We start from the raw sequence: 23,977 nt of genomic DNA on the forward strand, positions 1-23,977 counted from the left end.
CGCGCGGCGAACCCGTACAACCTCGGCGCCGGCTGCCCCTCCCACGGCTCCAGCTGCGTCGCGCAGTCAGCACACACATGCTCCGCCGCCGACGCCACGATCCGCGGCAGCACCTCAGCGAACCGATGCGGCTCGCCCTCGTCCGGCCGGCACAGCCACCGCTGCCGCCGCTGACCAGCCCGGCCATACCACCCCGCACGCACCACCGAACCACGATGACCCAGCGGACACTCCGGGATTTCCATACCCAGAATCATATCCACGCTAAGCGACATAGGACGTATGTTCCCTTAAACTTTCGCGACGATGCCCTTGACGGGGATTGTCGGATCCGGAACGTAGTGTTCGTGGAACGGGTGAATGGTGGCCAGTCGAGGGCGCCACAGGGCAAGACATGGAGTCAGGCGATGACACGTCCGCGGTGCCTATGTCACACGAATCCGTCGCGCTCGACTCGGGAGGTGTTGTGAAGCTCCTTCTCACCTCCGGAGGCGTCACGAACGAGAGCATCCGCGCTGCGCTGGTCGAGCTGCTGGGCAAGCCGATCTCCGAGTCCCGTGCGCTCTGCATCCCCACGGCGCAGTGGGGCCAGCCGATGCTCGGGCCCGCCTCGGTGCGAAGCTTCGTCGCCGGCGAGCCTCCGTGGCACCTGATGACCAGCCTGGGCTGGGCGTCGTTGGGTGTCCTGGAGCTCACCGCGCTGCCCAGCATCGGCGAGGACCGGTGGGTGCCGTGGGTCCGAGAGGCCGACGTGCTGCTGGTGGACGGCGGCGAAGCGACGTACCTGTACCACTGGATGCGACAGTCAGGGCTGTCGGACATCATCTCGTCGCTGCCCGAGACGGTCTGGGTGGGGGTGAGCGCCGGCAGCATGGTGATGACACCGCGGATCGGTGACGACTTCGTCAACTGGCCTTCCGCGCCGGACGACCGCACGCTCGGGGTCGTCGACTTCTCGATCTACCCGCACCTGGACCACGAACTCATGCCGGGAAACACCATGGCCGATGCGGAGAGATGGGCCGCCGACATCGCAGGTCCGGCCTACGCCATCGACGACCAGACCGCCATCAAGGTGACCGACGGCACCGTCGAGGTCATCTCCGAAGGCCACTGGAAGACCTTCCCCGCAGGGCCGCCGACTGCTGTCGACGTGTAATACATGAGTGAGTTATGTAACTTGCTTATATAGTTAGCTGGGTGAGCGGAGAGCTGAGCGTCGCCGAGATGGCCGCAGTGATCGGTGCCTTCACCCGGATGAACATCCGGCTGCCGGCCGTGCAGCGGTTGAGCTTCACGACCCTGTCCGTGCTGCACACGTTGGCGACCAGCGGGCCCAAGCGACTCAGCGAATTGACCGCGAGTGAGCAGGTGACGCAGCCGGCCATCACGCAGATCGTGACGAAGCTGGAGCGCGAAGGGCTGGTCGAACGCCGGCCGGATCCGTCGGACGGGCGGGCGGTGCTCGTGCACATCACCGAGCAGGGCGCTGCGATCGTGCGCGGACGGCGGGCCGAGCGGGTGGCCCGGCTGACCGAGCTCGCCGACCGGCTGACGCCCGCTGAACGGACCGCGATCCAGGATGCGCTGCCCGCGCTGACGCGCCTGGTGGAACTCCATCAAGCCTTAGGAGACGAATGAACTTCCCGTTGGAGGCAACGCCGATCCACGTACCCGACGGAGTACTCGAAGATCTTCGCCAGCGCCTGGCGCTGACGCGCTGGCCGGATGATGCCGGCAACGAGGACTGGTACTACGGAGTGCGGCGCGGCTACCTGCAGGAGCTTGTCGAGTACTGGCGCACGGAGTACGACTGGCGGAAGGCCGAGGCTGCGATCAATGCGTATCAGCACTACCGCGTGGAGGTCGACGGCGTACCGATCCATTTTCTGCGCAAACCCGGAGTGGGGCCGAATCCGGTCCCGCTGATCCTGACGCATGGCTGGCCGTGGACGTTCTGGCACTGGGCCAAGGTGATCGACCCGCTGGCCGACCCGGCGGCGTACGGCGGGGATCCCGCGGATGCCTTCGACGTGATCGTCCCGTCTGGGACCTCAGCGGCGGTCAGCCGATCCCGGACGGGTTGCCGCCGGCCAGCCATGCCCGCATCGTCGAGCTGGAGAAGCGCTTCGCCGCTCATCTCGCGGTCCACGTTCTCGATCCGAGCACGCTCTCGTACGGCCTGTCCGACTCGCCCACTGGACTGCTCGCCTGGATCCTGCAGCGCTGGCGCAGTTGGAGCGACAACGGTGGCGACCTGGAGACCGTCTTCAGCAAGGACGACCTGCTGACCCACGCGATGATCTTCTGGGTCAACAACGCGATCGGCACGTCGATTCGTACGTACGCCAACAACAACCGCCACCCGTGGACGCCTTCCCATGACCGCCACCCGGCCATCGAGGCGCCCACCGGCATCACCTTCGTCGCCCACGAGAACCCACCCGGCGTCACCACCGATCGCCGTGTCGAGTACTTCCTCGAGACCGATCGCGCCACCTGGTACAACCACGTGAACCTCGCCGCCCACCCCACCGGCGGCCACTTCATCCCCTGGGAACTCCCCACCGAATGGACAACCGACCTCCGCAACACCTTCCGCAACTACCGCCCCTGAACCGTCGGTGGTCCGTTGCGAGAAGCCTGCGACACCGGCCATGCACCTGGTTTCGTACGTCGTACTGGCTGATGCGCGGGACGGGAGCAGCTTGCTGGTCGATCACCTGAACGCCAGGCGGTGGTTGCCGCCTGGCGGGCAGGTCGAGGTGGACGAGCATCCTGCGGACACCGCTGCCAGAGAGGTGAAGGAGGAGCTCGGGGTGATCGCCGTGTTCGCCGACCCGAGCAGGGCTCCTGCCTTCGTGACAGTCACCGAGACGGAGGGGTCGATATCGCCGAGGCTGCCCCTCGGGCGCTGGATCCCACTACCGGCGGTGCCGGCAAAGCGTTAGTCGCGGAGGTATTCGGCTCGCCAGCGGTAGGTGGTTGGGTCTGAGGGGCCCGGTAGGCGGTCCAGCTGGATCAGGCGGAGGTCGTCGGTGCTGAAGGCTTCGGTGGCTGCTCGGGTGAGAGGCCAGGGCGGGCCTTCGACGGTGTCGTCAGGGGTGTCGTCGTCGCGGGCGGCGGCGATCACTAGGAGCGTGCCACCGGCGCAGACGAAGTCGCTGACCCGCTCGGTGGCCTCGGGCTGCAGTGGGATCGGCAGCGCCTGGACGGTGAAGATCTCGACGACGAGGTCGAACGCGCGATGCCACTCGGCCGGCGGCTTCAGCAGATTCGCCACCTGGTACGCCGCCTTCGAGTCCGGGTGATTGCGCTGGGCGGTCTCCACGGCGGAGGGGGAGATGTCGAAGGCGGTCGTGTCGTAGCCCAGGTCGGCGATCAGCTCCGCGTCCCAGCCTGTCCCGGCACCGACGATGAGCGCGTGCTTGCCGGTGCCTTGAGGCTGGGAGGTCTCGACCCAGTCCGCCAGCAAGGGATGTGCGGTACCGCGGTCCCACGGAACGACGGCCGCACCTTCGGAGGCAGCGGAGTACAGGCGCTCGAACCACCCGGTCGGGTCGTCCTGCCGCAACGACTCACGTGCCAGGCGCCGGGTCTCGAGATCTGGGTCGACGGGCTCACTCGTCATCGTCGGCTCCTTCGCTGGGTTGATGGATCGCGCGGACGGCCTGCACAGTGTCGACCTGCGACGGGGTCTTGTCCTCGCGGTAACGCAGTACGCGGGCGAACCGCAATGCCATCCCGCCCGGATATCGCGTCGACGTCTGGACGCCGTCGAAGGCTATCTCGACCACGACCTCGGGCCGGATGAAGACCGTGTAGTCATCGCGGCTGACCTCGAGTTGCTGGAACTTCTCGGTCTGCCAGCGCAGCAACTCGTCGGTCAGCCCCTTGAACGTCTTCCCCAGCATCACGAACTCGCCGGTCTCCTCGTCCCGCGCGCCCAGATGCAGATTCGACAACCACCCCGTACGCCGGCCGTGTCCCCACTCCGCCGCGAGCACGATCAGGTCAAGGGTGTGCGTCTGTTTCACCTTCACCCAGCCGGACCCGCGCCGACCCGCTTCGTACGGCACTGACAGCGACTTCACCATCACACCTTCGTGCCCACGTTTCACCGCGTCGGTGAAGAACGCCTCACCCGCCTCGGCGTCGTCGGTCACGAACCGGGGGATCCGGCGCTCCTCGGGCACCACCGTGCTCAGCCACGCGTGCCGCTCGGTCGAGTCGAGCCCGAGCAGGTCGTGGCCGTCCAGGTGCAGGATGTCGAAGAAGTACGGCGTCAGCGGAACCGTCTCCGGTCCGGTCGCGGCGCGCGTCGCAGTACGGGAGCCGGTGATCTGGAACGCTTCGGGGCGGCCGTCGGGGCGGAGCGCGATCAGCTCGCCGTCGAGCACGATCTTGTCGGCCTTGAGCTCGAGCACCGCGCTGACCACCTCGGGCACCCGGCCGGTGATGTCGTCGAGCGTGCGGGTGTAGACGACCACCTGGTCGCCGTCGCGGTGCACCTGGATGCGGATCCCGTCCAGCTTCCACTCGATCGCCGCCGGAGTACCGGTTTTGGTGAGGGCTTCCGCGATCGTCGTCGCCGACTGCGCGAGCATCGGCTGCACCCCGCGACCGACCTCGAGCCCGAACTGCTCCAGGCCCGCTTCGCCCTGGGTCAGTACGGCGACCGCGACCGGCGCCGCCGCTCCCCGCAGCATGGTCGCGGCGCGGATCTTCTCCAGCGGGATGCCGGTCGCCTTGCCGACAGCATCCGCCATCACGCCGTCCAGCGCACCCTGCCGCAGTTCGCCGCTGACCAGCAGCCGCAGGAACCGCTGCTCCTCATCGGTGGCCCGGCCGAACAAGGCGTCCACCGCTTCCCGCCGCTTGGCCTGCGACCCGGCCCCGGCGAACTCAGACAGCTCGGCGAACGCCTGGTCGACCTCCTCGATCGTCAGCGAAGGCGCCGCGGCGGGTGCCGGCGCGTCAGCGAGAGTCCGCCAGCCAACCCCTGTACGCCGTTGGCGCAGCTCGCCGGACAGGTAGGTCACGACGATCTCGGTCTCGACGGCCTCGGTCGCTGTGGTCAGCAAGGTCGCGATCAGATCGGCCTTGGCACGGCGCGACCTGGTCTGACTCAGGGAGGCCGACGTCGCGACCACATCTGCGAGCAACATGATCCCAGTCTCACTCAGACCACCGACAGTTTCGGGCACAACTTTTCCCGCGCGTTCCGCATCAAGCTCGGTAGACCGGCTTCACCGCCGGTGCGGGTCCAGTCCAGTTCTGCTCGAGAAGGAGACGACATGGTGGCTGATGGGCAGAGGCGAGTTCGGGGTACCTCCGCCGTCCTGGGGCTGACGCTACTGGCGGCTGGGCTCACGCCCGGCGCGGCGAGAGCGGCAGGGACGGTCGCGGAGGGGTCGACCAGAACTGACCGGGTTTGCAGCGTTGATCTGGGGTCCGTCACGCCGGGCGGCGACCATCTGGCTCAAGCGGTGAGGGCGACTACGCCGATCACGGTGACCCAGATGAGGAAGACGACCTTCATCTACTCGGGTGGCGGCAACCCGCGGCTGAGCAGCTACTTCACCTACGAACCCACAGCGGCCGCAGGGGGCTGGGCAGATGGTCTGGTGGTCCAGCGGGACGGCATGTACCAGAGCAGGTACGACATCGACCCGGACGGTGCCGCGGAGAACCAGGTGCTCAAGCGGGTCGGTGCCGGCTGGGACAGGTTCAAAGCCATGGAGCAGGTGCAGTACCAGGCGCCGAGCCACGTCGAGCCGCTGCGCCGTAGCGTCTACGCACTGCGTGACGACGGCCTGCTGTTCCGGTGGAACATCGACATGTACGGGGTCTGGCGCGCGGCCGGATCGGCGGCCGGGTTCTCGTCAGTGAAGTCGTTGGCGCTGATCAGCAAGAACTACTCTTTCGACACGTTCCTCGCCAACACCCGCGGCGGGGCTCTGTACACGATCCGGATCCCGACCACGGCAGCGCTCAAGCCGGTCGTGACGATGGTCCGGTCGAAGACCTGGCAGGGCTTCGAGACGCTCGTCGCGGCGTCGTGCAGCCTGGGCGAGCTCGTGGTCGGGATCGACAAGGACACCAGTTCGGCGTACCTGTACGCCATCGGTCATGCGAACGGTGCGAAGACGGCCATCGAGGGCCGCGGCAAGATCCCCGGCACCTTCGCGAACCCGGTGTACTTCCGCTGGGGCCCGATGCCTGATCTCGACCGCTTCAACGGCGACAGCTAGAACGTCATGTACCGACGGGGGATGGCGTGCATCGCCGCGCTGGGCCTGTTGACGACCGGCTTGCTGCCGGCGCCGGCAGCCCACGCGGCAGCGGCCTACAAGTGCAGCATGCAGCTCGGCGCGGTGACGGCCGGTGGAGACCATCGTGGGCTGGGGATCTCGGCTACCTCACCGCCCACTCTGCTCGGCGACACAGTCGGCCCCCGTGACCTCTACCCGGACGGTCTGGCGACGTTCAGCGGCGCAATGGCCACGCAGCCAATGGGGCCCGGCGAGGAGCTTCGCGGCGGCTGGCTGGTACTGCGCTCGTCGCTGTACCTCACTGGCTACATCACGGGCAGCACTGGCGAGCAGGCCGGCCCTGCCGCCCTCAAACGCATCAGCGGCGACTGGCAGGGCTACACCGCTTTCCAGACCTCCCGGTACTACGAGGGCCCGGCGTACAGGCACCTGCGCATGAACCAGTACGCACTCCGGTACGACGGTGTGCTGGTGCGCTGGACCGTCCAGGGCACCACCTGGGTGGATCCCCAGATGGTCGCGGGCTTCTCCTCGGTCAAGACGATGACCTTGATCAGCCAGTCCCGTAGCTACGACACCTTCCTGGCCAACACTCAGCTCGGCGCGCTCTACACGATCCGCATCCCGACCACGTCGCCGATGGCGCCAGTGGTCAAGCCGGTCCGCAGTACGAGCTGGCAGCGCTTCGACACCCTGGTCGCCGAACGCTGCGGCGCCAACGGGACCCTCCTGCTCGGTATCGACCAGGACACCCACACCGGACGCCTCTACGCGATCAGCCACGCGGACGGCACCGACACCGTCATCGACTCCCTCGGTGAGGTCCCACTGGAACTGTCCGACCCGGTCTACTTTCGCTGGTACCGCGACACTCCCCAAACCCCACGCCTGAACGGCGACTGACGAACTTTCTCCGTCCGGTCGGCGTCCACCCTCCCAGGAAGTTCCAAACGACTGGGGGCAATTCTGATGAGATACCAGGGGTCCAAAGCCGCGGCGGTCCTCGCGGCCGGGTTGCTGACGGCGGGGGTGGTGGCGGGCGGGGGCACGGCCGCCGCGGCGCCGACTGCAGGGGCATCGACTTCAACGGACCAAGCGGTCACCGCCGGGGCCTGCACGGTCTCGGCCGGTGGCATCACCACCGGTGGCGATCACCGCATCCAGACCTTCGCTATGACGTCGCCGCTGTCCCGGACCAGCCACATGTTCATTGCCAAGGGCATCTATCCCGACGGGCTGTCCCGGCTGAGCAGCACGATCCGGTACGGCGACAGCGAGGTCGGGGACGACTACCACAGTGGCGCGGTCGTGATGGGCTCCGGCCTGTACGACAGCAGCTACCTCACACCGCCCGGCGGCGGGACCGCGTCGCAGCAGAAGCTCACCCGGGTCGGCGGCGGGTGGGACAACTTCCGGGCGTTCGAGCATACGACCTTCACTACCGCGACCAGGATGCGGCAGACGGAGTACGGGCTGCGCAAGGACGGCACGATGCTGCGCTGGGATGTCCGCTACAAGGACGCGACGCCGGTCCGGCACACCACCGGGTTCGCGCCCGGATTCGCCGGGATGAAGGCGATGGCGCTGATCAGCCAGACAGCGCAGTACGAGACCTTCCTGATGACGTGGGCGAGTGGGGCGCTCTACACGGTCCGCATCCCGCTGACCCAGCCGATGAAGCCGGTGCTGACGAAGGTCAGGTCGTCGTCGTGGCAGGGTTTCGAGACGCTGATCGCGGCGCGCTGTGGCAAGGGGAGCACCCTGCTGCTGGGCATCGACAAGAACACGACGGCGGGGTACCTGTACGCCGTCGGCCACGCGAACGGCACGGCGACCGCGATCAAGGGTCTCGGCAAGGTGCCTGGGCTGTTCCCGGATCCGGTGGACTTCCGCTGGAACAAGTTCAGCGACCCGGTACTCGCGGGCGACTGACTCTGCACCACAACACCGGCCCCCGCGTACGCCGTACGCGGGGGCCGGTCTTTGTTGTCAGGGTGCGGGTGGCAGGTCGTCGAGGAAGTCTCCGGACGGAGTGAAGAAGAGGGTGCCGGTGACGGCGGTGGAGAAGTCGAGGATGCGGTCGTAGTTGCCCTCGGGCTCGCCGAGGAACATCCGGCGCAGCATCAGCTCGGTGACGCCGGGGTGCTTGGCGTAGCCGATGAAGTAGGTGCCGAACTCCTGGCTGCCGATCGTGCCGAACGGCATGTTGTCGCGCAGGATCTGCTGCTCGTTGCCGTCCTCGTCCTCGATCACGGTCAGCACGATGTGCGAGTTGGACGGCTTGACGTCGTCGCGCAGCTCGATGTCCTCGAGCTTGGTCCGGCCGATCACCAGCTCCTGCTGCTCGACAGAGAGCGCGTTCCAGGAATTCAGGTCGTGCAGGTACTTCTGCACGATCACGTAGCTGCCGCCGGCGAAGTCCGGGTCCTCGGCGCCGATCACGACCGCCTCGCCGGCCTCGGTGCCGGTCGGGTTCTCTGTGCCGTCGACGAAGCCGAGCAGGTCGCGCATCTCGAAGTACTTGAAGCCGTGGACCTCGTCGACAACCGTCGCGGCGCCGTCGAGTTCCTTCATGATCTGCTGGGCCAGCTCGAAGCACATGTCCAGCTGACCGGCGCGGATGTGGAAGAGCAAGTCGCCGGGTGTTGAGACCGCCTTGTGCTTGGCGCCTTGCAGCTCGATGAACGGATGCAGCGCGGCCGGGCGCGGCCCGGTGAACAGGCGGTCCCAGGCGTCTGAGCCGATGCTCGTGACGCAGGACAGGCTGCCTGCGGGAACACGGAAGCCGACCGCCCGGGTTAATCCTGCGACGCGCTCCAACAGGTCGCGAGCCACCTCATCGCCACCCGGCTCGATCTGGACCACCAGGAAGATCGCTGATCCGGTCAGCGGAGTCAGAACGGACTGCGGCAGGGCACGGGTCGACGCGGTCGGTCCAGGCGTCGGATCGGTCACCATCGAGTCTCCTTCACGAAGTCACAAGCGCAGCGCGGGCCGGACGACAGCCAATCACTCGGTCGGCTCGGCTTTTCAGGTGGGTCATCGCGACAGCAGATGCCTCCGGCAACAACACGACGGCGCCACCGATCCCAGCGAATCTCCCACCCGAGTCCGCAACCTCACACCGCGCATGCCCGGAAGCATGCCAGCCAGTAGGCCTGCTCGCCCCGAACTCTCATAGAGTCTTTCCATGGCTCCCCACCAGGACCCGCCACCAGCGGACCAAACCCCCGAACACCCCACAGGCCCGCCGGACCCCGCCCAACCTCCTGCAGACCCTCAGCCTTCTGCAGAGCCGTCGGCCACACCCCCAGAACCGCCTTGGCCGTGGCAGGCCCCTGGGCAGCCACCTGTGGAGCAAGCGGGCTGGCAGGCTCCTGGGCAGCCGGCGGGGCCGGGTGGGGGCTGGCAGCCTCCGGTGGGGTGGTCGCCGCAGCAGCCGCCGCCGTATGGAGCACCTCCGCCGTATCCCGCCCCACCGCCGGTGGGCGGGGCTCCGGCCGGACCGCCTGGCGTAGGTGCACCTCCGGCGTACGGGCCGGCCCCGGGTGCTCAGCCCTACAGCGGTGCGCCGCCCCAGGGGTATGGCGCAGCGCCGGGATCACCGCCGTACGGGGCGGTGCCGCCTCCTGGGTATCCGCAGTACGGGGCGCCGGCGCCATACGGGCAGACGCCGTACGGGGCGCCGCCGCAGTACGGGCAGGTGCCGTACGGGCAGGGGATGTTCTACCCGCAGCAGTTTGGGGTTAAGGAGCCTCGGGTGGTGGCGGCTGTGGAGGGGACGCCGTTCCACCGGCTGGCGCGGACCAGGCTGCACCGGTGGTGGCGGCCGATCGTCGGCACCATCGTGCTCGGTCTCGCCGCGATTGCCGCGACGATCGGGGTGCTGGTCCTCTGGGAGATCATCCACGCGATGATCACCGGCGACTTCGCCGAGCCCGAATCAGCAACCGCCCTGTTCGACAACCCCGTCGAGGACATCGCGGTCAACCTGCTGTTGCTCGGCATCCTCACCCCGGTCGTCCTCCTGACCGTCCGCCTGATCCAACGACGCCCGGCCTTCAGCGTCGCCTCGGTCGTCGGGAAGATCCGCTGGCGCTGGATGCTGCTGTGCTGCCTGCCCGGCCTCGGCTACATGGGCCTGAACATCGCCCTCGGCGCCGCCTTCGAAGCACTCTTCCCGAACGTCGACACCGGTCCGGCCACCCCCGACGGCTCCTTCGTCGGCTGGGGCAGCTTCGTCGTACCGGCTCTGGTGATCCTGTTGCTGGTCCCGTTCCAGTCGGCTGCCGAGGAGTTCGCCTTCCGCGGCTGGCTGATCCAGGCGGTCGGCGCCTATGGTCCGGACAACACCGACGGCAAGCCTCTCGTCAGCCTGATCAAACGCATCCTCCGGACGCCGTGGCCGGCGCTGATCGTGAGCAGCGTGGCGTTCGTCTTCGGGCACGGCTACACCGGCTGGGCGATGGCGGACGTCTTCCTTTTCGCGCTGACCGTCGGCTGGCTGACGATCAGGACCGGGGGACTGGAGTGCGGCATCGCCTTGCACACGGTCAACAACCTGATCGCTTTCCTGATACCCGCCGCACTCGGCCAGCTGGACGGCTGGGCAGACCAGGGTGGCGCGCCCTGGCCGGTGTTCGTGCTCGACATCCCGTGCATCGCCTTGTACGCCGTCGGTGTGCTCTGGCTGGCGAAGCGGAAGCAGATCGCGCAGGTCAGCTGATCCGCGCGGCATAAACCGGGGGAGTTCTGTCGGCGGGATCTGGCAAGGTGTCCGCCGTGACGAACGTGAAGAGTGAACCGATCGAAGCCGTCCTGTTCGACTGGGGCGGCACGCTGGCGACCTGGCACACCATCGACCTGTACGCCGTGTGGCGGTCGGTGGCGCGCGTGGTCGACGAGGAGCGCGCCGACGAGCTGGCGGCGAAGCTGCTCGCGGCGGAGGACTCCGTCTGGACGCGGTCCCGTGACGAGCACCTCAGCAGCACGCTCGAGGAGGTCTGCTTGCTGGCCGAGGTGGAGCTGACGCCGGCCGCGCTGACGGAGTACGAGCTGCAGTGGCATCCGCACACGGAGCTTGAGCCGGACGCGGTGGAGACGCTGAAGACACTTCGCGCCGACGGCCTGAAGATCGGGGTGTTGTCGAACACGATCTGGTCCCGCCGCCGGCACGAGGAGATCTTCGCCCGCGACGGGGTGCTCGACCTGCTCGATGGCGCCGTCTACACCAGCGAGGTTCCGTGGACGAAGCCGCACCCGGAGGCGTTCCTGGCGGCGATGAAGGCGGTCGGCATGACGGACCCGGCCCGCTGCCTGTACGTCGGCGACCGCCTCTTCGACGACGTCTGGGGCGCCCAGAACGTCGGCATGCGCGCGGTCCACATCCCGCACAGCGCGATCCCGGCCAACCAGATAGGCCACACCGAAGGCACCCCCGACGCCACCATCCACCGCCTGGCCGAACTCCCCGCTCTCATCTCCAGCTGGAGTCGCGCCGCCACCTGATCACTGGAACAGGACAGGTTCTGAGTACGCCGCGCCGCGGTCCGGTTCGGCGTACTCCGCGGGCGACATGTTCTCGACGCGCGCTGGTCGAGCACTGGTTACCGGAACTCGTTAACGTCCTTGGGTGGGAGGTTCGTGTAATACCTCCGGCGCCCTCAGGCGCCGGGGCGAACCTCCACCCCGGTCGTCGGTGTCCGGGGTACCGCCCACTCTGCCTGGAGGTTCCAGACGATGTTCACTACCCGCCGGAGATTCGCCGCGCTGCTCGCGGCCGCCACCCTCGGCCTGACCGTGCCCAGCGGCGTCGCCTCGGCTGCCCCGTCGACCGATGCAAGTGCCACCGCGCAGAGCTCGTCCCGCGGCGAGCTGCACGTGATGTCGTACAACCTGCGCTACGCGAGCGACACCCCGCCGAACACTTGGGCCGATCGACGTCCCGTGATGCGGGAGCAGTTGCGGCAGGCCCGGCCGCAGCTGATCGGCACCCAGGAAGGGCTCTACTCGCAACTGAACGACATCGCAGCGGACCTCGGGCCGGCGTACGACTCGATCGGGCTGGGGCGGGAGGGTGGCAGCAAGGGCGAGTTCATGATGATCTTCTTCGATCAGCGCCGGCTGCAGCCGCTCGAGTACGACCACTTCTGGTTGTCGGACACGCCCGACGTGATCGGGTCGAAGACGTGGGGCGGTTGCTGCCCGCGAATGGTCACCTGGGTCCGGTTCAAGGACAAGGTGTCGGGCAAGCAGTTCTACGCGGTCAACACGCACCTCGAGGCCTTCGACGCGACCGCGCGGTCGAAGTCGGCCGACCTGCTGCTGCAGCGGATGGCGAAGTTCGACCCGGCACTGCCGGTGATCGCGACCGGGGACTTCAACGAGGCCTCGAAGCCCGGGCTGACCGTGTACGACAAGCTGGTCACGAACGGGCCGCTGGACGACAGCTGGGTGACGGCCGAGCGGCGCAGTGACCTGTGGGGCACCTTCCACGGCTACAAGCCGCTGACTCCGAACGGGAACCGGATCGACTGGATCCTGACCACTCCAGGCCTCCGTGTCTCGAAGGCATCCATCAACACCTTCTCCAAGGACGGCCAGTTCCCCAGCGACCACCTCCCGGTCGAGTCCTGGATCTCGCTCCCCTGACCACCCTGAGCCTGACACCTTGGGTATGGCAGGACCCCCGGGCAGGGAGGGTGGCGCCGGGGGTCCTGAGGAGGGTTTCGGTTGGGTTGATTGCCTAGGCGGCCAGGGTCGGGTCTGCCAGGAGGCGGAGCCGGCCCAGTGCCTCGCGCTCGATCTGGCGGACGCGCTCGGCGGAGATGCCGTGCACGGCGCCGATGTCGGCGAGCTTGGCCTGGCGGCCGTCGTGCAGTCCATAGCGGCGGCGGATCACGTCTGCCGACCGCGGGTCGAGCTGGTCGACCAGGCTGAACAGGCCCGAGCGGTCCGACGCGTCGGCGACCAGCTGGTCGGGGCCCGGCGCGGTCTCGGCCGCGATCAGGTCGCCCAGCGAGGTCTCGCCCTCGTCGTCGATCGGGTTGTCCAGGCTGATGTGGTCCCGGCCGATCCGGATCAGGTCGGTGACCCGCTCCACGTCCAGGTCCAGCTCCGCCGCGATCTCGTCGAGTTCCGGTTCACGCCCGAGCTTGCGCTCCAGCGTGCGCCGCGCCGAGCCGATCTGGTTCAGCTGCTCCACCACGTGCACCGGCAGCCGGACCACTCGGGCCTGCTGCGCGATACCGCGCGTGATCGCCTGCCGCACCCACCAGGTGGCGTACGTCGAGAACTTGAATCCCTTGCGGTAGTCGAACTTCTCCACCGCGCGGATCAGCCCCGTGTTGCCTTCCTGGACCAGGTCCAGGAGCGGCATCTGGGACCGTCCGTAGCGGCGGGCGATCGAGACCACCAGCCGGAGGTTCGCGGTCACGAACCGCTGCTGCGCGCGCTGGCCCTCATCGGCCAGCCACTCCAGCTCTTCCTCCGTCGCATATTTGGGCGCTCCGCCCTTCTTGCGTCCAACCCGCCCCTCGGCCAGCAGTTGCTCCGCGAGGAGACCTGCCTCAACCGTCTCAGCGAGCTCGACTTCTTCTTCCGCGGTCAGCAAAGGAGTGCGAGCGATCTCTTCCAGGTAGAGACCGACGCTGTCCTTACCGTCGATACCGTCGTCCGTTGAACGGACACGAGCCGTGCGAGCCACCGAAACTCCCTTCGTCGTTACATGGAGAGCAACGCTCGAGTGAGGTTCAAGATTCCACGATGAGTGTGTAAACAGCCTGAATGTTCCCTGAGATTTCCCGGCACTCCCAGACGGCTGAAACCTGCCCTGATCCCCGCTCAGCGGACCGCTTCTGCGCGCGGTCGGCAGACGGCGAGCACAATCGGCTTGATCTACTGGGCTTTCGGGCCGGAATGGCCCCCGGATTACTTCTCAGCTTTCTCGTGGATCGATCCCGAATACCTGCTTCAGCAGCGATTGTTACCCGCTGGATGTGTTGCACAACACATCGCGAATCACTCTCGCTGCCTACAACACCTCAGGTACCCAGGGTCTTCCGGCTCACACGGGGTGTCAGGCGAGGCCGAGGACGTCCAGTTCCCAGGCGAAGGCGAAGGCGAGTTCGCGCCAGGCGTCGTACCGGCCGCTGCGGCCGCCGTGGCCGGCTTCCATCTCGGTCTTCAGGAGCACGTTGGGCTCGCCGGCTGCCGTGGAGCGCAGCTTCGCCACCCACTTGGCCGGCTCGACGTAGAAGACGCGGGTGTCGTTCAGGCTGGTGATCGCGAGGATCGGCGGGTACTGCTGCGGCGTGACGTTCTCGTACGGCGAGTAGGACTTCATGTACCGGTAGACCTCGGGGTCCTCGAGCGGGTTGCCCCACTCCTCCCACTCGATCACTGTCAGCGGCAGGGACGGGTCGAGAATCGTCGTCAGCGCGTCCACGAACGGCACCACGGCGACGATCCCGCCGAAGGCCTGCGGGGCCAGGTTTGCCACCGCGCCCATCAGCAGGCCGCCTGCGCTGCCGCCCTGCGCGACGATCCGCTCGGGCTTGGTCCAGCCCGACTCGACCAGGTGCTCCGCGGCCGCGATGAAGTCGGTGAAGGTGTTCTTCTTGGTCAGCATCTTGCCGTCGTCGTACCAGTGCCGGCCGAGCTCTCCACCGCCGCGCACGTGCGCGATGGCCCAGACCACCCCGCGGTCGAGCAGCGACAGCCGTGGGATCGAGAACCACGGATCCATCGACGACTCGTACGACCCGTAGCCGTACAGCTCGACCGGCGCGTTGCCGTCCCTCAGGACGTCCTTGCGCGCCACGATCGAGATCGGCACCTTGGTCCCGTCCGGCGCGGTCGCCCACTCCCTGTACTGCGTATAGGCACTGAGGTCGACGCCACCGAGCACAGGCTGCTGCTTGAGCAACCGCCGCTCGCCCGTCGCCACGTCCACGTCGTACGTCGACCCGGGCGTCACCAGCGACGTGTAGCCGAACCGGTACCGCGTGTCCTCCCACTCGTCGTTGCGGCCCGGAGACACGGTGTAGATCGGCTCGTCGAAGGTGAGCGCCTCCGGCGATCCGAACGTGTCACCCTCACGGCGCATGATCGCCAGCTCGGTGAGCGCGTCCCGGCGCCGGTACAGGATGACGTGCTCGGCGAAGGCGTCGACGCCGAGCAGGCGGCTCGACTCGTCGCCCTCGATCAGCGTGGTCCAGTCGCCGGGGGAGTTCAGCGGAGCCGTGGCCAGGGAGAAGTTGGAGGCGTCGGCGTTGTGCACGATCAGCAACTGGTCGCCGGCGTGCTCGACGTCGTACTCGATGCCCTCGCGGCGTGGCGCGACCACGACGAGCTCGCCGACCGGGTCGGCGGCGTCGAGCAGCCAGACCTCACTGGTCAGCTTGCTGCCGAGGGAGATCTGAATGGCCTGCTCGTTGCGGGTCAGGTCGACGCCGACCCAGAACCGCTCGTCCGCCTCCTCCATCACCAGGACGTCGTCGTCCGTGGAGGTGCCCAGGGTGTGCCGCCAGACCTGGTGGGGCCGCCAGGCGTCGTCCACCTTCGTGTAGAAGACGGTCGAGCCATCGGTGGACCAGGCTGAGCCATAGTGAACGCCGGGCAACTCGTCGGGGAGCAGTTCGCCGGTGTCGAGGTTCTTGATCCGGAGCGTGAACCGCTCGTCGCCGGTCAAGTCGACCGAGTAGGCGAGCAGCCGGCCGTCGGAGGAGACGTCGACCGTCCCGAGCGAGAAGAACTCCGAGTCGCCGGCCAGCTCGTTGCCGTCGAGCAGCACCTCTTCGCCCGGGATCTCGCCGTCGGTCGCGGGCGGCTCGTCACCGGACACCTTCACCCGGCAGCTGAGCGCGTACTGCTTGCCCTCGATGGTTCGCGAGTAGTACCAGTGCCCGCCGCGCCGGGCCGGCACGCTCAGGTCGGTCTGCAGGGTCCGGTCGGAGATCTCCGAGAAGATTGCCTCACGCAACGATTCGAGGTGCTCGGTGCGCGCCTCCGTGTAGCTGTTCTCGGCGCGTAGGTAGTCGAGCACCTCATCGTTCGTCTTGTCCCGCAGCCACTCGTAGTCGTCGACGAAAACGTCTCCGTGGTGGCTGCGTTCGATCGGCTTACGGGCGGCTACTGGCGGCTTTAACTCGGACATGCCGGGAGACTACCCCGCACCGCGCCTCGGCGTACTGCGGGTTTCCACAGGTCCTGCCCACGAAGGCAGAAAGGCTCAGAGTTCGTACGTCGCGACGACCGGCGCGTGGTCGCTCCAGCGCTCGGCGTACGTCGGTGCGCGGTGGATCACGCAGGAGGCCGCCGCGGCCGCGAGCGCGGGAGAAGCGATCTGGTAGTCGATCCGCCAGCCGGCGTCGTTGTCGAACGCTTTTCCGCGCCACGACCACCAGGAATACGGTCCCGGCCCGTCGCCGCCGAAGCGACGGCCGAGGTCCACCCAGCCGGCCTCGAACAAGCTGTCCATCCAGGCGCGCTCCTCGGGCAGGAACCCGCTCTTCTTCCGGTTCGCCTTCCAGGCCTTCAGGTCGACCTCGCGGTGGGCGATGTTGAGGTCGCCGCAGACGAGCACGTGCCGCCCGTCGGCGCGGAGTACGGACAAGCGCTCGGCGAAGGCGTCCAGGAAGGCGTATTTTTCCTCTTGCCGCGGCGGCGTTTCGAACTCGCCGGTGAACACATAGGTGCTGATCACGGTCAGCGGCGATCCGTCGTCGAGCACGACATCGGCCTCGATCCAGCGACCGGTCCCGGTGAACCGCTCCGGCCCGATCTCGGCGTTCTCCTGCTTGATCGGCCGACGGCTCGCGACGGCGACACCGGCACGGCCCTTGTGCCCGTCGATGGCCGGCTCGGCGTGGGCGATCTGCCAGTCCCCGCCGAGATGATCACGCAGTACTTCGTCCGTCGCCCGGACTTCCTGCAACAGCAACAGATCCGGATCGGTCTCCTCCAGCCACCGGGCCATCCCTCGCCGGTACGCCGCTCTGATCCCGTTCACGTTCACCGTCGCAACCTTCAGCACCCAGGCACCTTAGCGCCCTGAGCCGGGTGGTCGTGCACATCTCCGGCGCCCAGGCACGCACCTGAACACCGGAGCTGAAGCACGACCACCCGGCTCAGGACGCTAGCCGCTCATCACACCCCGGTTGTCGAGCCGGGCCGGATGATCATCAGCACGGTGACGGCCGCCCAGAGCAAGGCGAAGATTCCCGTCTTCATCGACAGCATCTTCGCGCGGGGCAGCACCGCGGCTCGCGCATCACGATCCTGCCCGGTCACGGCGAGCACTTCGGCCTGGCCGGGCAGGACGGCGACCACGAGTACTGCGGCTGCCAGGGCGGTCAGCGCCATCGACACGACCAGCCAGGTCTCGCCGAGCACGCCGAGGCCGGCACCGACGGCGACGCCGAAGACAGGCACGGTCAGGCCGCCGATCGCGTACACATTGCTGATCCGGTGCAGGACCCGCAGTACCGCGGTACTGGGCTGCTCCGCCGCCAACTCGCGGCGCGCGAGAGGCGGGAACATGCTCGAGGCGACCGTCACCGGCCCGACGAAGATGATGGCGGCGAGCACGTGCACGCTGAGCAGGAACTTGTTCATCGCTCTCCCTGAGGTGGTCGTGTTTCAGGCAGACTGTAACTCAGGTATCAGTCGGACTGAAACAGGGTCGGGCCTGCGATGATGTGCCCGTGACAGCACCAGAGGAGGAGAGTGGTCCGCCGGCCGGGGCGACGGCGAGTCCGTCGTTGCTGCTGATGATGCTGGGCCGGCAACTCCGTGAGCAGACCGAGGCGGCGCTGCGCGATCAGGGCATGTCGATGCGGCACTTCTCCGCCCTCGGGCACCTCGCCCACGAGCCCGGGCTGTCCTACAGCGAGCTGGCGCGTCGCGACGGCATCACTGCCCAGAGCATGCAGTCGACGCTGCGTCAGTTGCAGGAGATCGGCGCGGTCGAACTCCTCACCGAGCCCGGCCGCGGCCGGACCGCCGATCTCCAGGTCACCGAGACCGGTCAGGCCCTGCTCGAACGCGGCCGCGCAGTACTCCGAGCCGTCGACCGCCGCCTACTAGATGCCATAGGCAACGAAAACGCGGAGCTCCTGGCCGCCACCACCCTGCAAGCCCTCCGCACCCTCTGAGGGATCAACCCCGAGAGGATGGAGTGGTTGCTGAAGGCAACGGGCGTCCATGCATACCCAACCTGCTGGGGCAAACGCTTGCCTCGGCGTGTCGGGCGGCTGATGGCGGGTTGTGTATGCCTGGCGGTCCGGCCGGCTTGTCCCCGTCGCGGGGCAACCCGCTCTCTGAGGTGACAACCCCTCAGATGGACTCGGTGGGGTTGGCGGTGCTGAGGATCGCGTCGAGGGAGTGTTCGCAGAGGTGCTCCAGCTCGGTGGGGGAGACCGTCGGGTTGTCGATCCAGGTCAGCAGAGTTTGCTCGACGTAGCCCTGCCAGCCGTGGCAGGCGAGCTCGATGGTGGGGGTGATGGCGATGCCTCGCTCGGCGACCGCGTTGATCACCCACTGGCTGAAGACCTGTCGCAGTTCCGAATGCAGAGCCCGTACTGCGGGGTCGCCGGCCGCCGACATCAGTAGCGTCGCCCGGTAGAGCTGAGGAGCCTCGAGCACGGCCCGGACGAACGCCCGGATCCCGGTGCGGAGTTGCTCGTCGGGTGGCAGTGAGAGATCCGGCGCGGTCCGCAGCATCACCTCGGCGGCGGCTGCCTCGATCACGGCGTACTGGAACTTCTTCTTGGAGCCGAAGTAGTGGAACAGCAGTGCGGGGGAGACGCCTGCCTCGGCGGCGACGAGTTCGACGCTGAGCTCGCGGTGCGGGTCGGCCTCGAGGACCCGGCGCGCGGCGTCGAGGATCTGGGTCCGGCGCTCCTCGGGCTGCAACCGGGTGGACGAGGTGTGGCTCACCAGGCCAGTGTATTGAGTATTCGGTCAACAAGCACTTACTGTTGAGTATCCACTCAACAGGCGGAGGTCGCGATGGCTGGCAAGGTCGTACTCATCACCGGCGCTTCCCGCGGGATCGGCGCGGCCGTCGCCCGCAGGCTGGCGAGCGAGGGCGCGACTCTGGCGCTGGTCGGCCTCGAACCCGATGAACTGAAGAAGGTCGCCGAGGACTGCGGCCCCGACGCCGGCTGGTGGGAGGCCGATGTCACCGACACCGATTCGCTGCGGACAGCGGTGGAGTCCATCGCTGAGCGCTACGGCCGGATCGACGTCGTGATGGCCAATGCCGGCATCGCCGCGCCCGGCTTCACCCGGAGCATGGACCCGGCCGTCTGGGAGCGCGTTCTCGACGTCAACCTGTACGGCGTCTGGCGGACGGTCAACCTGACACTGCCGCACCTGCTGGCCAGCAAGGGCTATCTGCTCCTGGTGTCATCCCTGGCCGCCGTCGTGCACATGCCGGGTCTCGCGTCGTACAACGTGTCCAAGGCCGGCGTCGAGGCGATGGGCAACAGCCTCCGCGCCGAACTGCGCCACCTCGGCGTTGCCGTCGGCGTGGCGCACATGACCTTCGTCGACACCGACATGGTCCGCGGCGTCGACGAGCACCCGGTGTTCGGCAAGGTGCGCACCGGCGTACCGGTGGTCGGCAAGACGTACTCGCTCGAGTTCGCGGTCGGCAAGTTCACCCAGGGCATCGGAAAGCGCTCTCGCGTCGTGCATGTCCCGGGCTGGATCGGCCCGCTGAAGATCTTCCGCTCACTCATCCCGCACATCATCGAATTCGGCTCCCGTTTCAGCGTGCCGAAGCAGGACCGGGCGGCGCTGGCCGACATCGAGGCCCGCGGCGCCGCGGCCTCCTCCCGCGCATCCGGCGCCGGCGGCCGCGCCGACACCGAGAAAGCAGCCAAGCGATGAAACGCCAGTACGACGTAGTCCTGTTCGGCGCGACCGGATTCACGGGAGCGCTCACCGCCGGGTATCTGGCCAAGAACGCCCCGGCAGATCTCACCTGGGCGCTGGCCGGCCGTAACCGCGCCAAACTCGAAGCTGTCCGCGCCAAGCTCGGCGTCGAGGTCGACCTGCTCATCGCCGACGTCGAGGACCCCGCCTCGCTGAGAGCGGTTGCTGAAGCCGCGCGGATCGTCGTCACGACGGTCGGCCCCTACATCCGGTACGGCGAACCGCTGGTGGCCGCCTGCGCGCAAGCCGGCACCGACTATCTCGACCTCACCGGCGAATCGGAATTCGTCGACCGGATGTACGTCGGCTATCACGCGAAGGCAGTCGAGACCGGCGCGCGACTCATCCACTGCTGCGGGTTCGACTCGATCCCGTACGACCTGGGCGTGCAGTACACGGTCGAGCAGTTGCCGAAGAACGTCCCGATCGCGGTGAAGGGTCTGATCCGCGGAGGCGGCAAGCCTTCCGGTGGGACCTGGGAGACCGCGGTCACCGCGCTCTCCCGCGGCAGGCAGAACCTGGCCGCGCACCGTGCCCGTCGTCGCGCGCAGCCCCGGCCCGAGGGCCGTTCGGTGAAGCTCGTGACGGGCAAGATCCACCGCAGCCAGGGATTCTGGGCCGTTCCGCTGCCGACCGTCGACCCGCAGATCGTGGCGAACTCGGCCCTGATGCTCGAGGACTACGGACCCGACTTCCGCTACTCGCACTATGCCGCCGTGAAGCGGTTGCCGACGGTCGTGGGTGGCATCGCGGGTCTCGGTCTGCTGGCGGCCGCCGCGCAGGTCCCGCCGGCCCGGAAGGTCCTGCTGACCAGGATCAAGGCCGGCGACGGACCGAGCGAGGAGCGCCGGGCGAAGTCCTGGTTCAAGGCGCGCTTCGTCGGCGAGGGCGGCGGCAAGCGCGTCGTCACCGAGGTGTCCGGTGGCGATCCCGGCTACGACGAGACGGCGAAGATGCTGGCCGAGTGCGCGCTCTCTCTGGCTCTCGACACTCTTCCCAAGACATCCGGTCAGGTCACCACGGCCGCCGCGATGGGACCGGCACTGCGCCGCCGATTGGTTGCCGCAGGCATCAGTTTCAAGACTCTCAACGTCGAGGACTACTGAGCCCATGCGCCGCGTGACCAGCGCGGACGGCACGCGGATCGCCGTCTACGAGTACGGCGTACCGACGTCTCCGGTTCTCGTGTGCGTGCATGGCTACCCGGACAACGCCGCGCTCTGGGATCCCGTCGCCACCAGGCTGGCCGAGCACTTCCACGTCATCACGTACGACGTACGCGGCGCGGGGGAGTCGGACCACCCGCGCAACCGCGCGGCGTACAAGCTGGCGCGGCTCGAGGAGGACTTCATCGCGGTGCTGGATGCGGTAGCGCCGGATCAGCCGGTTCAGTTGCTCGCGCACGACTGGGGATCGATCCAGTCCTGGCACTTCGTCACGAGTGATCGGCTGGACGGACGGATCGCATCATTCGTATCGATCTCCGGCCCGTCGCTGGACCACGCGGGCTACTTCATCCGGGCCCGTTGGCGCTCGGGGAACCTGTTGAGGCAGTTGGCGCATTCCTGGTACGTCCTCTACTTCCAGCTCCCGTGGCTGCCCGAACGCGGCTGGCGGAAAGGCTGGGCGCATCGGGTCTTCGAACGGCTTGAACGCAGCGCCGGAGGAATCAGCCCGGAGACCGGGGAGCGCTCTCTGGCCGACTACGTGAACGGGCTCAACCTGTATCGCGCGAACGTCGTGCCCAGACTGTTCCGTCCAGAGCAGCGGCGTACCGGCGTACCGGTGCTGGCTGTTTCGCCGGACGGGGACGCGTTCGTGACGACTCCGCTGCAGACCGACGTGGCGCGGTGGGCGCCTAACCTCAGCGTGCAAGTGATCAGGGGTGGCCACTGGTTGCCCCGGAATGATCCCGGACTGGTGGCCCGATTGACCCTGGAGCACACCCGCCGGGTGGCAGGCTGGACGGCATGAGAACGATTCTGAATTTGATCTGGCTGGTGCTGGCCGGTTTCTGGCTGGCCGTCGGCTACGTCGTCGCCGGTCTGATCTGCTGCATCCTGATCATCACCATCCCGTTCGGCATCGCGTCGTTCCGGATCGCCGGCTTCGCGCTCTGGCCGTTCGGCCGGAGGATGGTCGACAAGCCGGGCGCGGGCGCCGGCTCGGTGCTCGGCAACGTGATCTGGGTGATCTTCGCCGGCTGGTGGCTGGCGCTCGGCCACCTGGTCACCGGCATCGCGCTCTGCGTCACGATCATCGGCATCCCGCTTGGCATTGCGAACTTCAAGCTGATCCCGATCTCGCTGCTCCCACTCGGCAAGGAGATCGTCTCCACCGACGCGGCGTTCGCGAGCCGATGAGATCGCTGACCGTCCTCGGGTCCTGCGGCGGCTGGCCCGAGGCGGGCCGCGCGTGCGCCGGTTTCCTGCTCGAGTACGACGGTTTCAAGGTGGTGCTCGACCTCGGCTATGCCGCGCTGCCGCAGTTGCTCAAGCACTGCCCCGACGGCGCGGTCGACGCGGTGATCGTGACGCACCAGCACCCGGATCACTGCGTCGACGTGAGCGCTCTCGCTCGCGTCCGGTACTACCTCGCCCGCGAAGCCGCGCCGATCCCGCTCTACTGCCCACCAGGCGTTCTCGCCGTACTGCGAACGCTGGAGCCGCGACCTGACCCGGCGACCGTGTTCGACGTACACGACCTGGCCGACGGGGTCGAGCTCGGACCGTTCCGGCTGGAGACCGCTCTCTTGCCGCACTACGTGACCAACCTCGGTGTCCGCTTGAGCACGCCGGACCTGACGGTCGCCTACACCGGCGACAGCGGCCCCGGCCCAGAGGCGGCCGCGCTGGCTGCCGGCGCTGACCTGTTCATCTGCGACGCAACCCTGCAAGGGCCGTCGCCCGAGACCACCCCGCGCTACGTGATGACGGCAACCGAAGCAGCCACAGCGGCCGCCGGAGCCCGCAGGCTGTTGCTGACACATTTCTGGCCAGGCTCAGATCGCGCTCTCTCAGTGGCTGAAGCACAGCAGGTCTTCCAAGGCGAGGTCATCGCCGCGGAGGAAGGGCTCGTCCTCGAGCTGCGCTAGGCCGCAAGAGCCCGCCACCTTGGGCACGGACCAGTCGCACTGACGCCGATTCGGGCGACTGGCCCGTGCCCACAGTGGCGGGGTTCAGACCTGGGGGAGCGCCTACTTCTTGGACGCGGACTTCTTCGCCGCGGTGACGAGCTTTCGCACAGTGTCGAGCGAACCACAGCCACTGTCGATCAGCCGCGCGCGTTCCGTCGCGAAGGCCTTGCCGAGCCGGCTGCGGACGTCTTCGGTGACGTCGGTCCGGGCCGGGTTGAGGACGTCGCGTTCTTCCTCGTCGAGGTGGTGCGACAGCGCCTCGGACAGCTCGTGCACCTTCTCGCCGAACTCCTCGCTCGCGGTGTCCTCGACCTCCATCAGCGCGAGCAGCGCCTCGTTGCCCTCGTCGTGTTCATGTTCGGAGTGCTCGACCTCTTCGGCGTCGATGGCGTCCCGCTTGTGCAAGGACGGGTAGACCTCGGACTCCTCAGCCTCCGCGTGGGCGATCAGTACGGTCGCCAGATCCGCCAGCACGGCCGCCCGGTCGGCCTGTACGTCACGCAGTTCGCGCAAGGCCTCCTCGAACCAGCGATGGTCGGCGAGAATCACCTCGACGACATCGCCACCGGTCTGCTGCAGGATCTTCGGCATTCCCATCCTCCCAAAGGTCGCACGGCTGCAGGTG

General features: G+C 67.8%; 26 protein-coding genes and 1 pseudogene. 17 read left to right on the forward strand and 10 right to left on the reverse strand.

Translation table 11 applies throughout. The annotated features are described in order from the left end of the window. Positions 1–245: hypothetical protein (locus A3ES_RS56090; protein ID WP_237744985.1), on the reverse strand; the 245-nt coding region annotated here is incomplete at its 3' end. A 221-nt stretch (positions 246–466) separates the two neighbouring features. On the opposite strand from A3ES_RS56090, the gene A3ES_RS0118045 reads away from it, so the two are divergent. The 5 genes and pseudogenes from A3ES_RS0118045 to A3ES_RS47505 all read left to right on the forward strand — a co-directional run bounded on the left by A3ES_RS0118045 (position 467) and on the right by A3ES_RS47505 (position 2,951). Continuing rightward, a complete protein-coding gene (locus A3ES_RS0118045; protein WP_026162973.1) occupies positions 467–1,159 on the forward strand; it encodes a Type 1 glutamine amidotransferase-like domain-containing protein in 693 nt (230 codons plus the stop codon). A gap of 41 nt (positions 1,160–1,200) precedes the next feature. Continuing rightward, positions 1,201–1,641, forward strand: a complete 441-nt coding sequence (locus tag A3ES_RS0118050; protein WP_020388239.1) for a MarR family transcriptional regulator — start codon at positions 1,201–1,203, stop codon at positions 1,639–1,641. After that, positions 1,638–1,904, forward strand: a pseudogene (locus A3ES_RS56095) (epoxide hydrolase N-terminal domain-containing protein); the annotation flags it as partial. The gene A3ES_RS0118050 and the pseudogene A3ES_RS56095, both read left to right, overlap by 4 nt. A gap of 44 nt (positions 1,905–1,948) precedes the next feature. Beyond that, positions 1,949–2,617 carry a hypothetical protein gene (locus tag A3ES_RS47500; RefSeq protein ID WP_237744996.1) on the forward strand — a complete coding sequence of 223 codons (669 nt, stop codon included), beginning with the start codon at positions 1,949–1,951 and terminating at the stop codon, positions 2,615–2,617. Positions 2,618–2,657: 40 nt separating this feature from the next. Further along, positions 2,658–2,951, forward strand: coding sequence for an NUDIX domain-containing protein (locus A3ES_RS47505; protein ID WP_020388242.1), 294 nt, complete (start codon positions 2,658–2,660; stop codon positions 2,949–2,951). Here the strand turns inward: A3ES_RS47505 and A3ES_RS0118065 are convergent. Together A3ES_RS0118065 and A3ES_RS0118070 are read right to left on the reverse strand one after the other, a co-directional pair. Continuing rightward, positions 2,948–3,631, reverse strand: a complete 684-nt coding sequence (locus A3ES_RS0118065) for a class I SAM-dependent methyltransferase (RefSeq protein WP_020388243.1) — start codon at positions 3,629–3,631, stop codon at positions 2,948–2,950. The two genes, A3ES_RS47505 and A3ES_RS0118065, sit on opposite strands and share 4 nt — an antisense overlap. After that, a complete protein-coding gene (locus tag A3ES_RS0118070; RefSeq protein ID WP_020388244.1) occupies positions 3,621–5,168 on the reverse strand; it encodes an ATP-dependent DNA ligase in 1,548 nt (515 codons plus the stop codon). The genes A3ES_RS0118065 and A3ES_RS0118070 overlap by 11 nt, the downstream gene beginning before the upstream one ends. A 354-nt stretch (positions 5,169–5,522) precedes the next feature. Between A3ES_RS0118070 and A3ES_RS0118075 the strand changes: the two genes are divergently transcribed. The 3 genes from A3ES_RS0118075 to A3ES_RS0118085 all read left to right on the forward strand — a co-directional run bounded on the left by A3ES_RS0118075 (position 5,523) and on the right by A3ES_RS0118085 (position 8,207). Further along, positions 5,523–6,254 (forward strand): hypothetical protein, encoded by a 732-nt coding sequence (locus A3ES_RS0118075; protein WP_237744986.1) that lies wholly within the window; start codon positions 5,523–5,525, stop codon positions 6,252–6,254. A gap of 21 nt (positions 6,255–6,275) precedes the next feature. Then, positions 6,276–7,178, forward strand: a complete 903-nt coding sequence (locus A3ES_RS0118080) for a hypothetical protein (protein ID WP_020388246.1) — start codon at positions 6,276–6,278, stop codon at positions 7,176–7,178. 66 nt (positions 7,179–7,244) lie between these two features. Next, a complete protein-coding gene (locus tag A3ES_RS0118085; protein ID WP_020388247.1) occupies positions 7,245–8,207 on the forward strand; it encodes a hypothetical protein in 963 nt (320 codons plus the stop codon). A 57-nt stretch (positions 8,208–8,264) separates the two neighbouring features. Here the strand turns inward: A3ES_RS0118085 and A3ES_RS0118090 are convergent, their stop codons facing one another. Next, positions 8,265–9,233 carry a Dyp-type peroxidase gene (locus A3ES_RS0118090; protein WP_020388248.1) on the reverse strand — a complete coding sequence of 323 codons (969 nt, stop codon included), beginning with the start codon at positions 9,231–9,233 and terminating at the stop codon, positions 8,265–8,267. Positions 9,234–9,894: 661 nt separating this feature from the next. On the opposite strand from A3ES_RS0118090, the gene A3ES_RS56755 reads away from it, so the two are divergent. The 3 genes from A3ES_RS56755 to A3ES_RS0118105 all read left to right on the forward strand — a co-directional run bounded on the left by A3ES_RS56755 (position 9,895) and on the right by A3ES_RS0118105 (position 12,926). Beyond that, complete coding sequence (locus tag A3ES_RS56755; RefSeq protein ID WP_157630587.1) at positions 9,895–11,001, forward strand: CPBP family intramembrane glutamic endopeptidase; 1,107 nt, start codon at positions 9,895–9,897, stop codon at positions 10,999–11,001. A gap of 56 nt (positions 11,002–11,057) precedes the next feature. Next, positions 11,058–11,783, forward strand: a complete 726-nt coding sequence (locus A3ES_RS0118100; RefSeq protein ID WP_020388250.1) for an HAD family hydrolase — start codon at positions 11,058–11,060, stop codon at positions 11,781–11,783. A 231-nt stretch (positions 11,784–12,014) separates the two neighbouring features. Continuing rightward, positions 12,015–12,926: an endonuclease/exonuclease/phosphatase family protein gene (locus tag A3ES_RS0118105; RefSeq protein WP_020388251.1), complete on the forward strand. Its 912-nt coding sequence runs from the start codon at positions 12,015–12,017 to the stop codon at positions 12,924–12,926. Positions 12,927–13,020: 94 nt separating this feature from the next. Here A3ES_RS0118105 and A3ES_RS0118110 read toward each other — a convergent pair whose 3' ends face one another. The 4 genes from A3ES_RS0118110 to A3ES_RS0118125 form a co-directional block, all read right to left on the reverse strand. Beyond that, positions 13,021–13,980 (reverse strand): sigma-70 family RNA polymerase sigma factor, encoded by a 960-nt coding sequence (locus A3ES_RS0118110; RefSeq protein ID WP_020388252.1) that lies wholly within the window; start codon positions 13,978–13,980, stop codon positions 13,021–13,023. A gap of 372 nt (positions 13,981–14,352) precedes the next feature. Then, on the reverse strand, positions 14,353–16,431 hold the full coding sequence (locus tag A3ES_RS0118115; protein WP_020388253.1) for a S9 family peptidase: 2,079 nt from the start codon (positions 16,429–16,431) through the stop codon (positions 14,353–14,355). Between the two features lie 75 nt (positions 16,432–16,506). Further along, on the reverse strand, positions 16,507–17,310 hold the full coding sequence (locus A3ES_RS0118120) for an exodeoxyribonuclease III (RefSeq protein ID WP_020388254.1): 804 nt from the start codon (positions 17,308–17,310) through the stop codon (positions 16,507–16,509). A gap of 113 nt (positions 17,311–17,423) precedes the next feature. Beyond that, positions 17,424–17,891 (reverse strand): DUF2269 family protein, encoded by a 468-nt coding sequence (locus tag A3ES_RS0118125; RefSeq protein ID WP_020388255.1) that lies wholly within the window; start codon positions 17,889–17,891, stop codon positions 17,424–17,426. Between the two features lie 89 nt (positions 17,892–17,980). On the opposite strand from A3ES_RS0118125, the gene A3ES_RS47510 reads away from it, so the two are divergent. Further along, positions 17,981–18,430, forward strand: coding sequence for a MarR family winged helix-turn-helix transcriptional regulator (locus tag A3ES_RS47510; protein WP_020388256.1), 450 nt, complete (start codon positions 17,981–17,983; stop codon positions 18,428–18,430). Between the two features lie 181 nt (positions 18,431–18,611). On the opposite strand, the gene A3ES_RS0118135 is transcribed toward A3ES_RS47510, so the two are convergent. Beyond that, positions 18,612–19,214, reverse strand: a complete 603-nt coding sequence (locus A3ES_RS0118135; protein WP_020388257.1) for a TetR/AcrR family transcriptional regulator — start codon at positions 19,212–19,214, stop codon at positions 18,612–18,614. A 72-nt stretch (positions 19,215–19,286) separates the two neighbouring features. Here A3ES_RS0118135 and A3ES_RS0118140 point away from each other — a divergent pair, with 72 nt between their 5' ends. From A3ES_RS0118140 to A3ES_RS0118160, 5 genes are read left to right on the forward strand one after another with little or no spacing between them, the layout of a single operon-like run. Then, positions 19,287–20,171 (forward strand): SDR family oxidoreductase, encoded by an 885-nt coding sequence (locus A3ES_RS0118140; RefSeq protein ID WP_020388258.1) that lies wholly within the window; start codon positions 19,287–19,289, stop codon positions 20,169–20,171. Beyond that, positions 20,168–21,322, forward strand: a complete 1,155-nt coding sequence (locus A3ES_RS0118145; RefSeq protein ID WP_020388259.1) for a saccharopine dehydrogenase family protein — start codon at positions 20,168–20,170, stop codon at positions 21,320–21,322. Before A3ES_RS0118140 ends, A3ES_RS0118145 begins: the two co-directional genes overlap by 4 nt. A 4-nt stretch (positions 21,323–21,326) precedes the next feature. Then, a complete protein-coding gene (locus A3ES_RS0118150) occupies positions 21,327–22,190 on the forward strand; it encodes an alpha/beta fold hydrolase (protein WP_020388260.1) in 864 nt (287 codons plus the stop codon). Beyond that, positions 22,187–22,579 (forward strand): YccF domain-containing protein, encoded by a 393-nt coding sequence (locus tag A3ES_RS0118155; protein ID WP_020388261.1) that lies wholly within the window; start codon positions 22,187–22,189, stop codon positions 22,577–22,579. The genes A3ES_RS0118150 and A3ES_RS0118155 overlap by 4 nt, the downstream gene beginning before the upstream one ends. Then, positions 22,576–23,310, forward strand: a complete 735-nt coding sequence (locus tag A3ES_RS0118160) for an MBL fold metallo-hydrolase (RefSeq protein WP_020388262.1) — start codon at positions 22,576–22,578, stop codon at positions 23,308–23,310. Before A3ES_RS0118155 ends, A3ES_RS0118160 begins: the two co-directional genes overlap by 4 nt. Before the next feature lie 102 nt (positions 23,311–23,412). Here A3ES_RS0118160 and A3ES_RS0118165 read toward each other — a convergent pair whose 3' ends face one another. Beyond that, entirely contained in the window at positions 23,413–23,943 is a 531-nt protein-coding gene (locus A3ES_RS0118165) for a hemerythrin domain-containing protein (RefSeq protein ID WP_020388263.1), read from the reverse strand. Between the last annotated feature and the right edge of the window lie 34 nt (positions 23,944–23,977).

Origin of the sequence: Kribbella catacumbae DSM 19601 (assembly GCF_000372465.1) — a bacterium.
Classification (GTDB): Bacteria; Actinomycetota; Actinomycetes; order Propionibacteriales; family Kribbellaceae; genus Kribbella; species Kribbella catacumbae.

Excerpts from the sequence above, each read along its gene's own strand:
- A3ES_RS47505 (WP_020388242.1), top strand. The coding sequence starts at position 2,658 with ATGCACCTGGTTTCGTACGTCGTACTGGCTGATGCGCGGGACGGGAGC.
- A3ES_RS0118065 (WP_020388243.1), bottom strand. The coding sequence starts at position 3,631 with ATGACGAGTGAGCCCGTCGACCCAGATCTCGAGACCCGGCGCCTGGCA.
- A3ES_RS0118070 (WP_020388244.1), bottom strand. The coding sequence starts at position 5,168 with ATGTTGCTCGCAGATGTGGTCGCGACGTCGGCCTCCCTGAGTCAGACC.
- A3ES_RS0118075 (WP_237744986.1), top strand. The coding sequence starts at position 5,523 with ATGAGGAAGACGACCTTCATCTACTCGGGTGGCGGCAACCCGCGGCTG.
- A3ES_RS0118080 (WP_020388246.1), top strand. The coding sequence starts at position 6,276 with ATGGCGTGCATCGCCGCGCTGGGCCTGTTGACGACCGGCTTGCTGCCG.
- A3ES_RS0118085 (WP_020388247.1), top strand. The coding sequence starts at position 7,245 with ATGAGATACCAGGGGTCCAAAGCCGCGGCGGTCCTCGCGGCCGGGTTG.
- A3ES_RS0118090 (WP_020388248.1), bottom strand. The coding sequence starts at position 9,233 with ATGGTGACCGATCCGACGCCTGGACCGACCGCGTCGACCCGTGCCCTG.
- A3ES_RS0118105 (WP_020388251.1), top strand. The coding sequence starts at position 12,015 with ATGTTCACTACCCGCCGGAGATTCGCCGCGCTGCTCGCGGCCGCCACC.
- A3ES_RS0118115 (WP_020388253.1), bottom strand. The coding sequence starts at position 16,431 with ATGTCCGAGTTAAAGCCGCCAGTAGCCGCCCGTAAGCCGATCGAACGC.
- A3ES_RS0118125 (WP_020388255.1), bottom strand. The coding sequence starts at position 17,891 with ATGAACAAGTTCCTGCTCAGCGTGCACGTGCTCGCCGCCATCATCTTC.
- A3ES_RS0118140 (WP_020388258.1), top strand. The coding sequence starts at position 19,287 with ATGGCTGGCAAGGTCGTACTCATCACCGGCGCTTCCCGCGGGATCGGC.
- A3ES_RS0118145 (WP_020388259.1), top strand. The coding sequence starts at position 20,168 with ATGAAACGCCAGTACGACGTAGTCCTGTTCGGCGCGACCGGATTCACG.
- A3ES_RS0118150 (WP_020388260.1), top strand. The coding sequence starts at position 21,327 with ATGCGCCGCGTGACCAGCGCGGACGGCACGCGGATCGCCGTCTACGAG.
- A3ES_RS0118155 (WP_020388261.1), top strand. The coding sequence starts at position 22,187 with ATGAGAACGATTCTGAATTTGATCTGGCTGGTGCTGGCCGGTTTCTGG.
- A3ES_RS0118160 (WP_020388262.1), top strand. The coding sequence starts at position 22,576 with ATGAGATCGCTGACCGTCCTCGGGTCCTGCGGCGGCTGGCCCGAGGCG.
- A3ES_RS0118165 (WP_020388263.1), bottom strand. The coding sequence starts at position 23,943 with ATGCCGAAGATCCTGCAGCAGACCGGTGGCGATGTCGTCGAGGTGATT.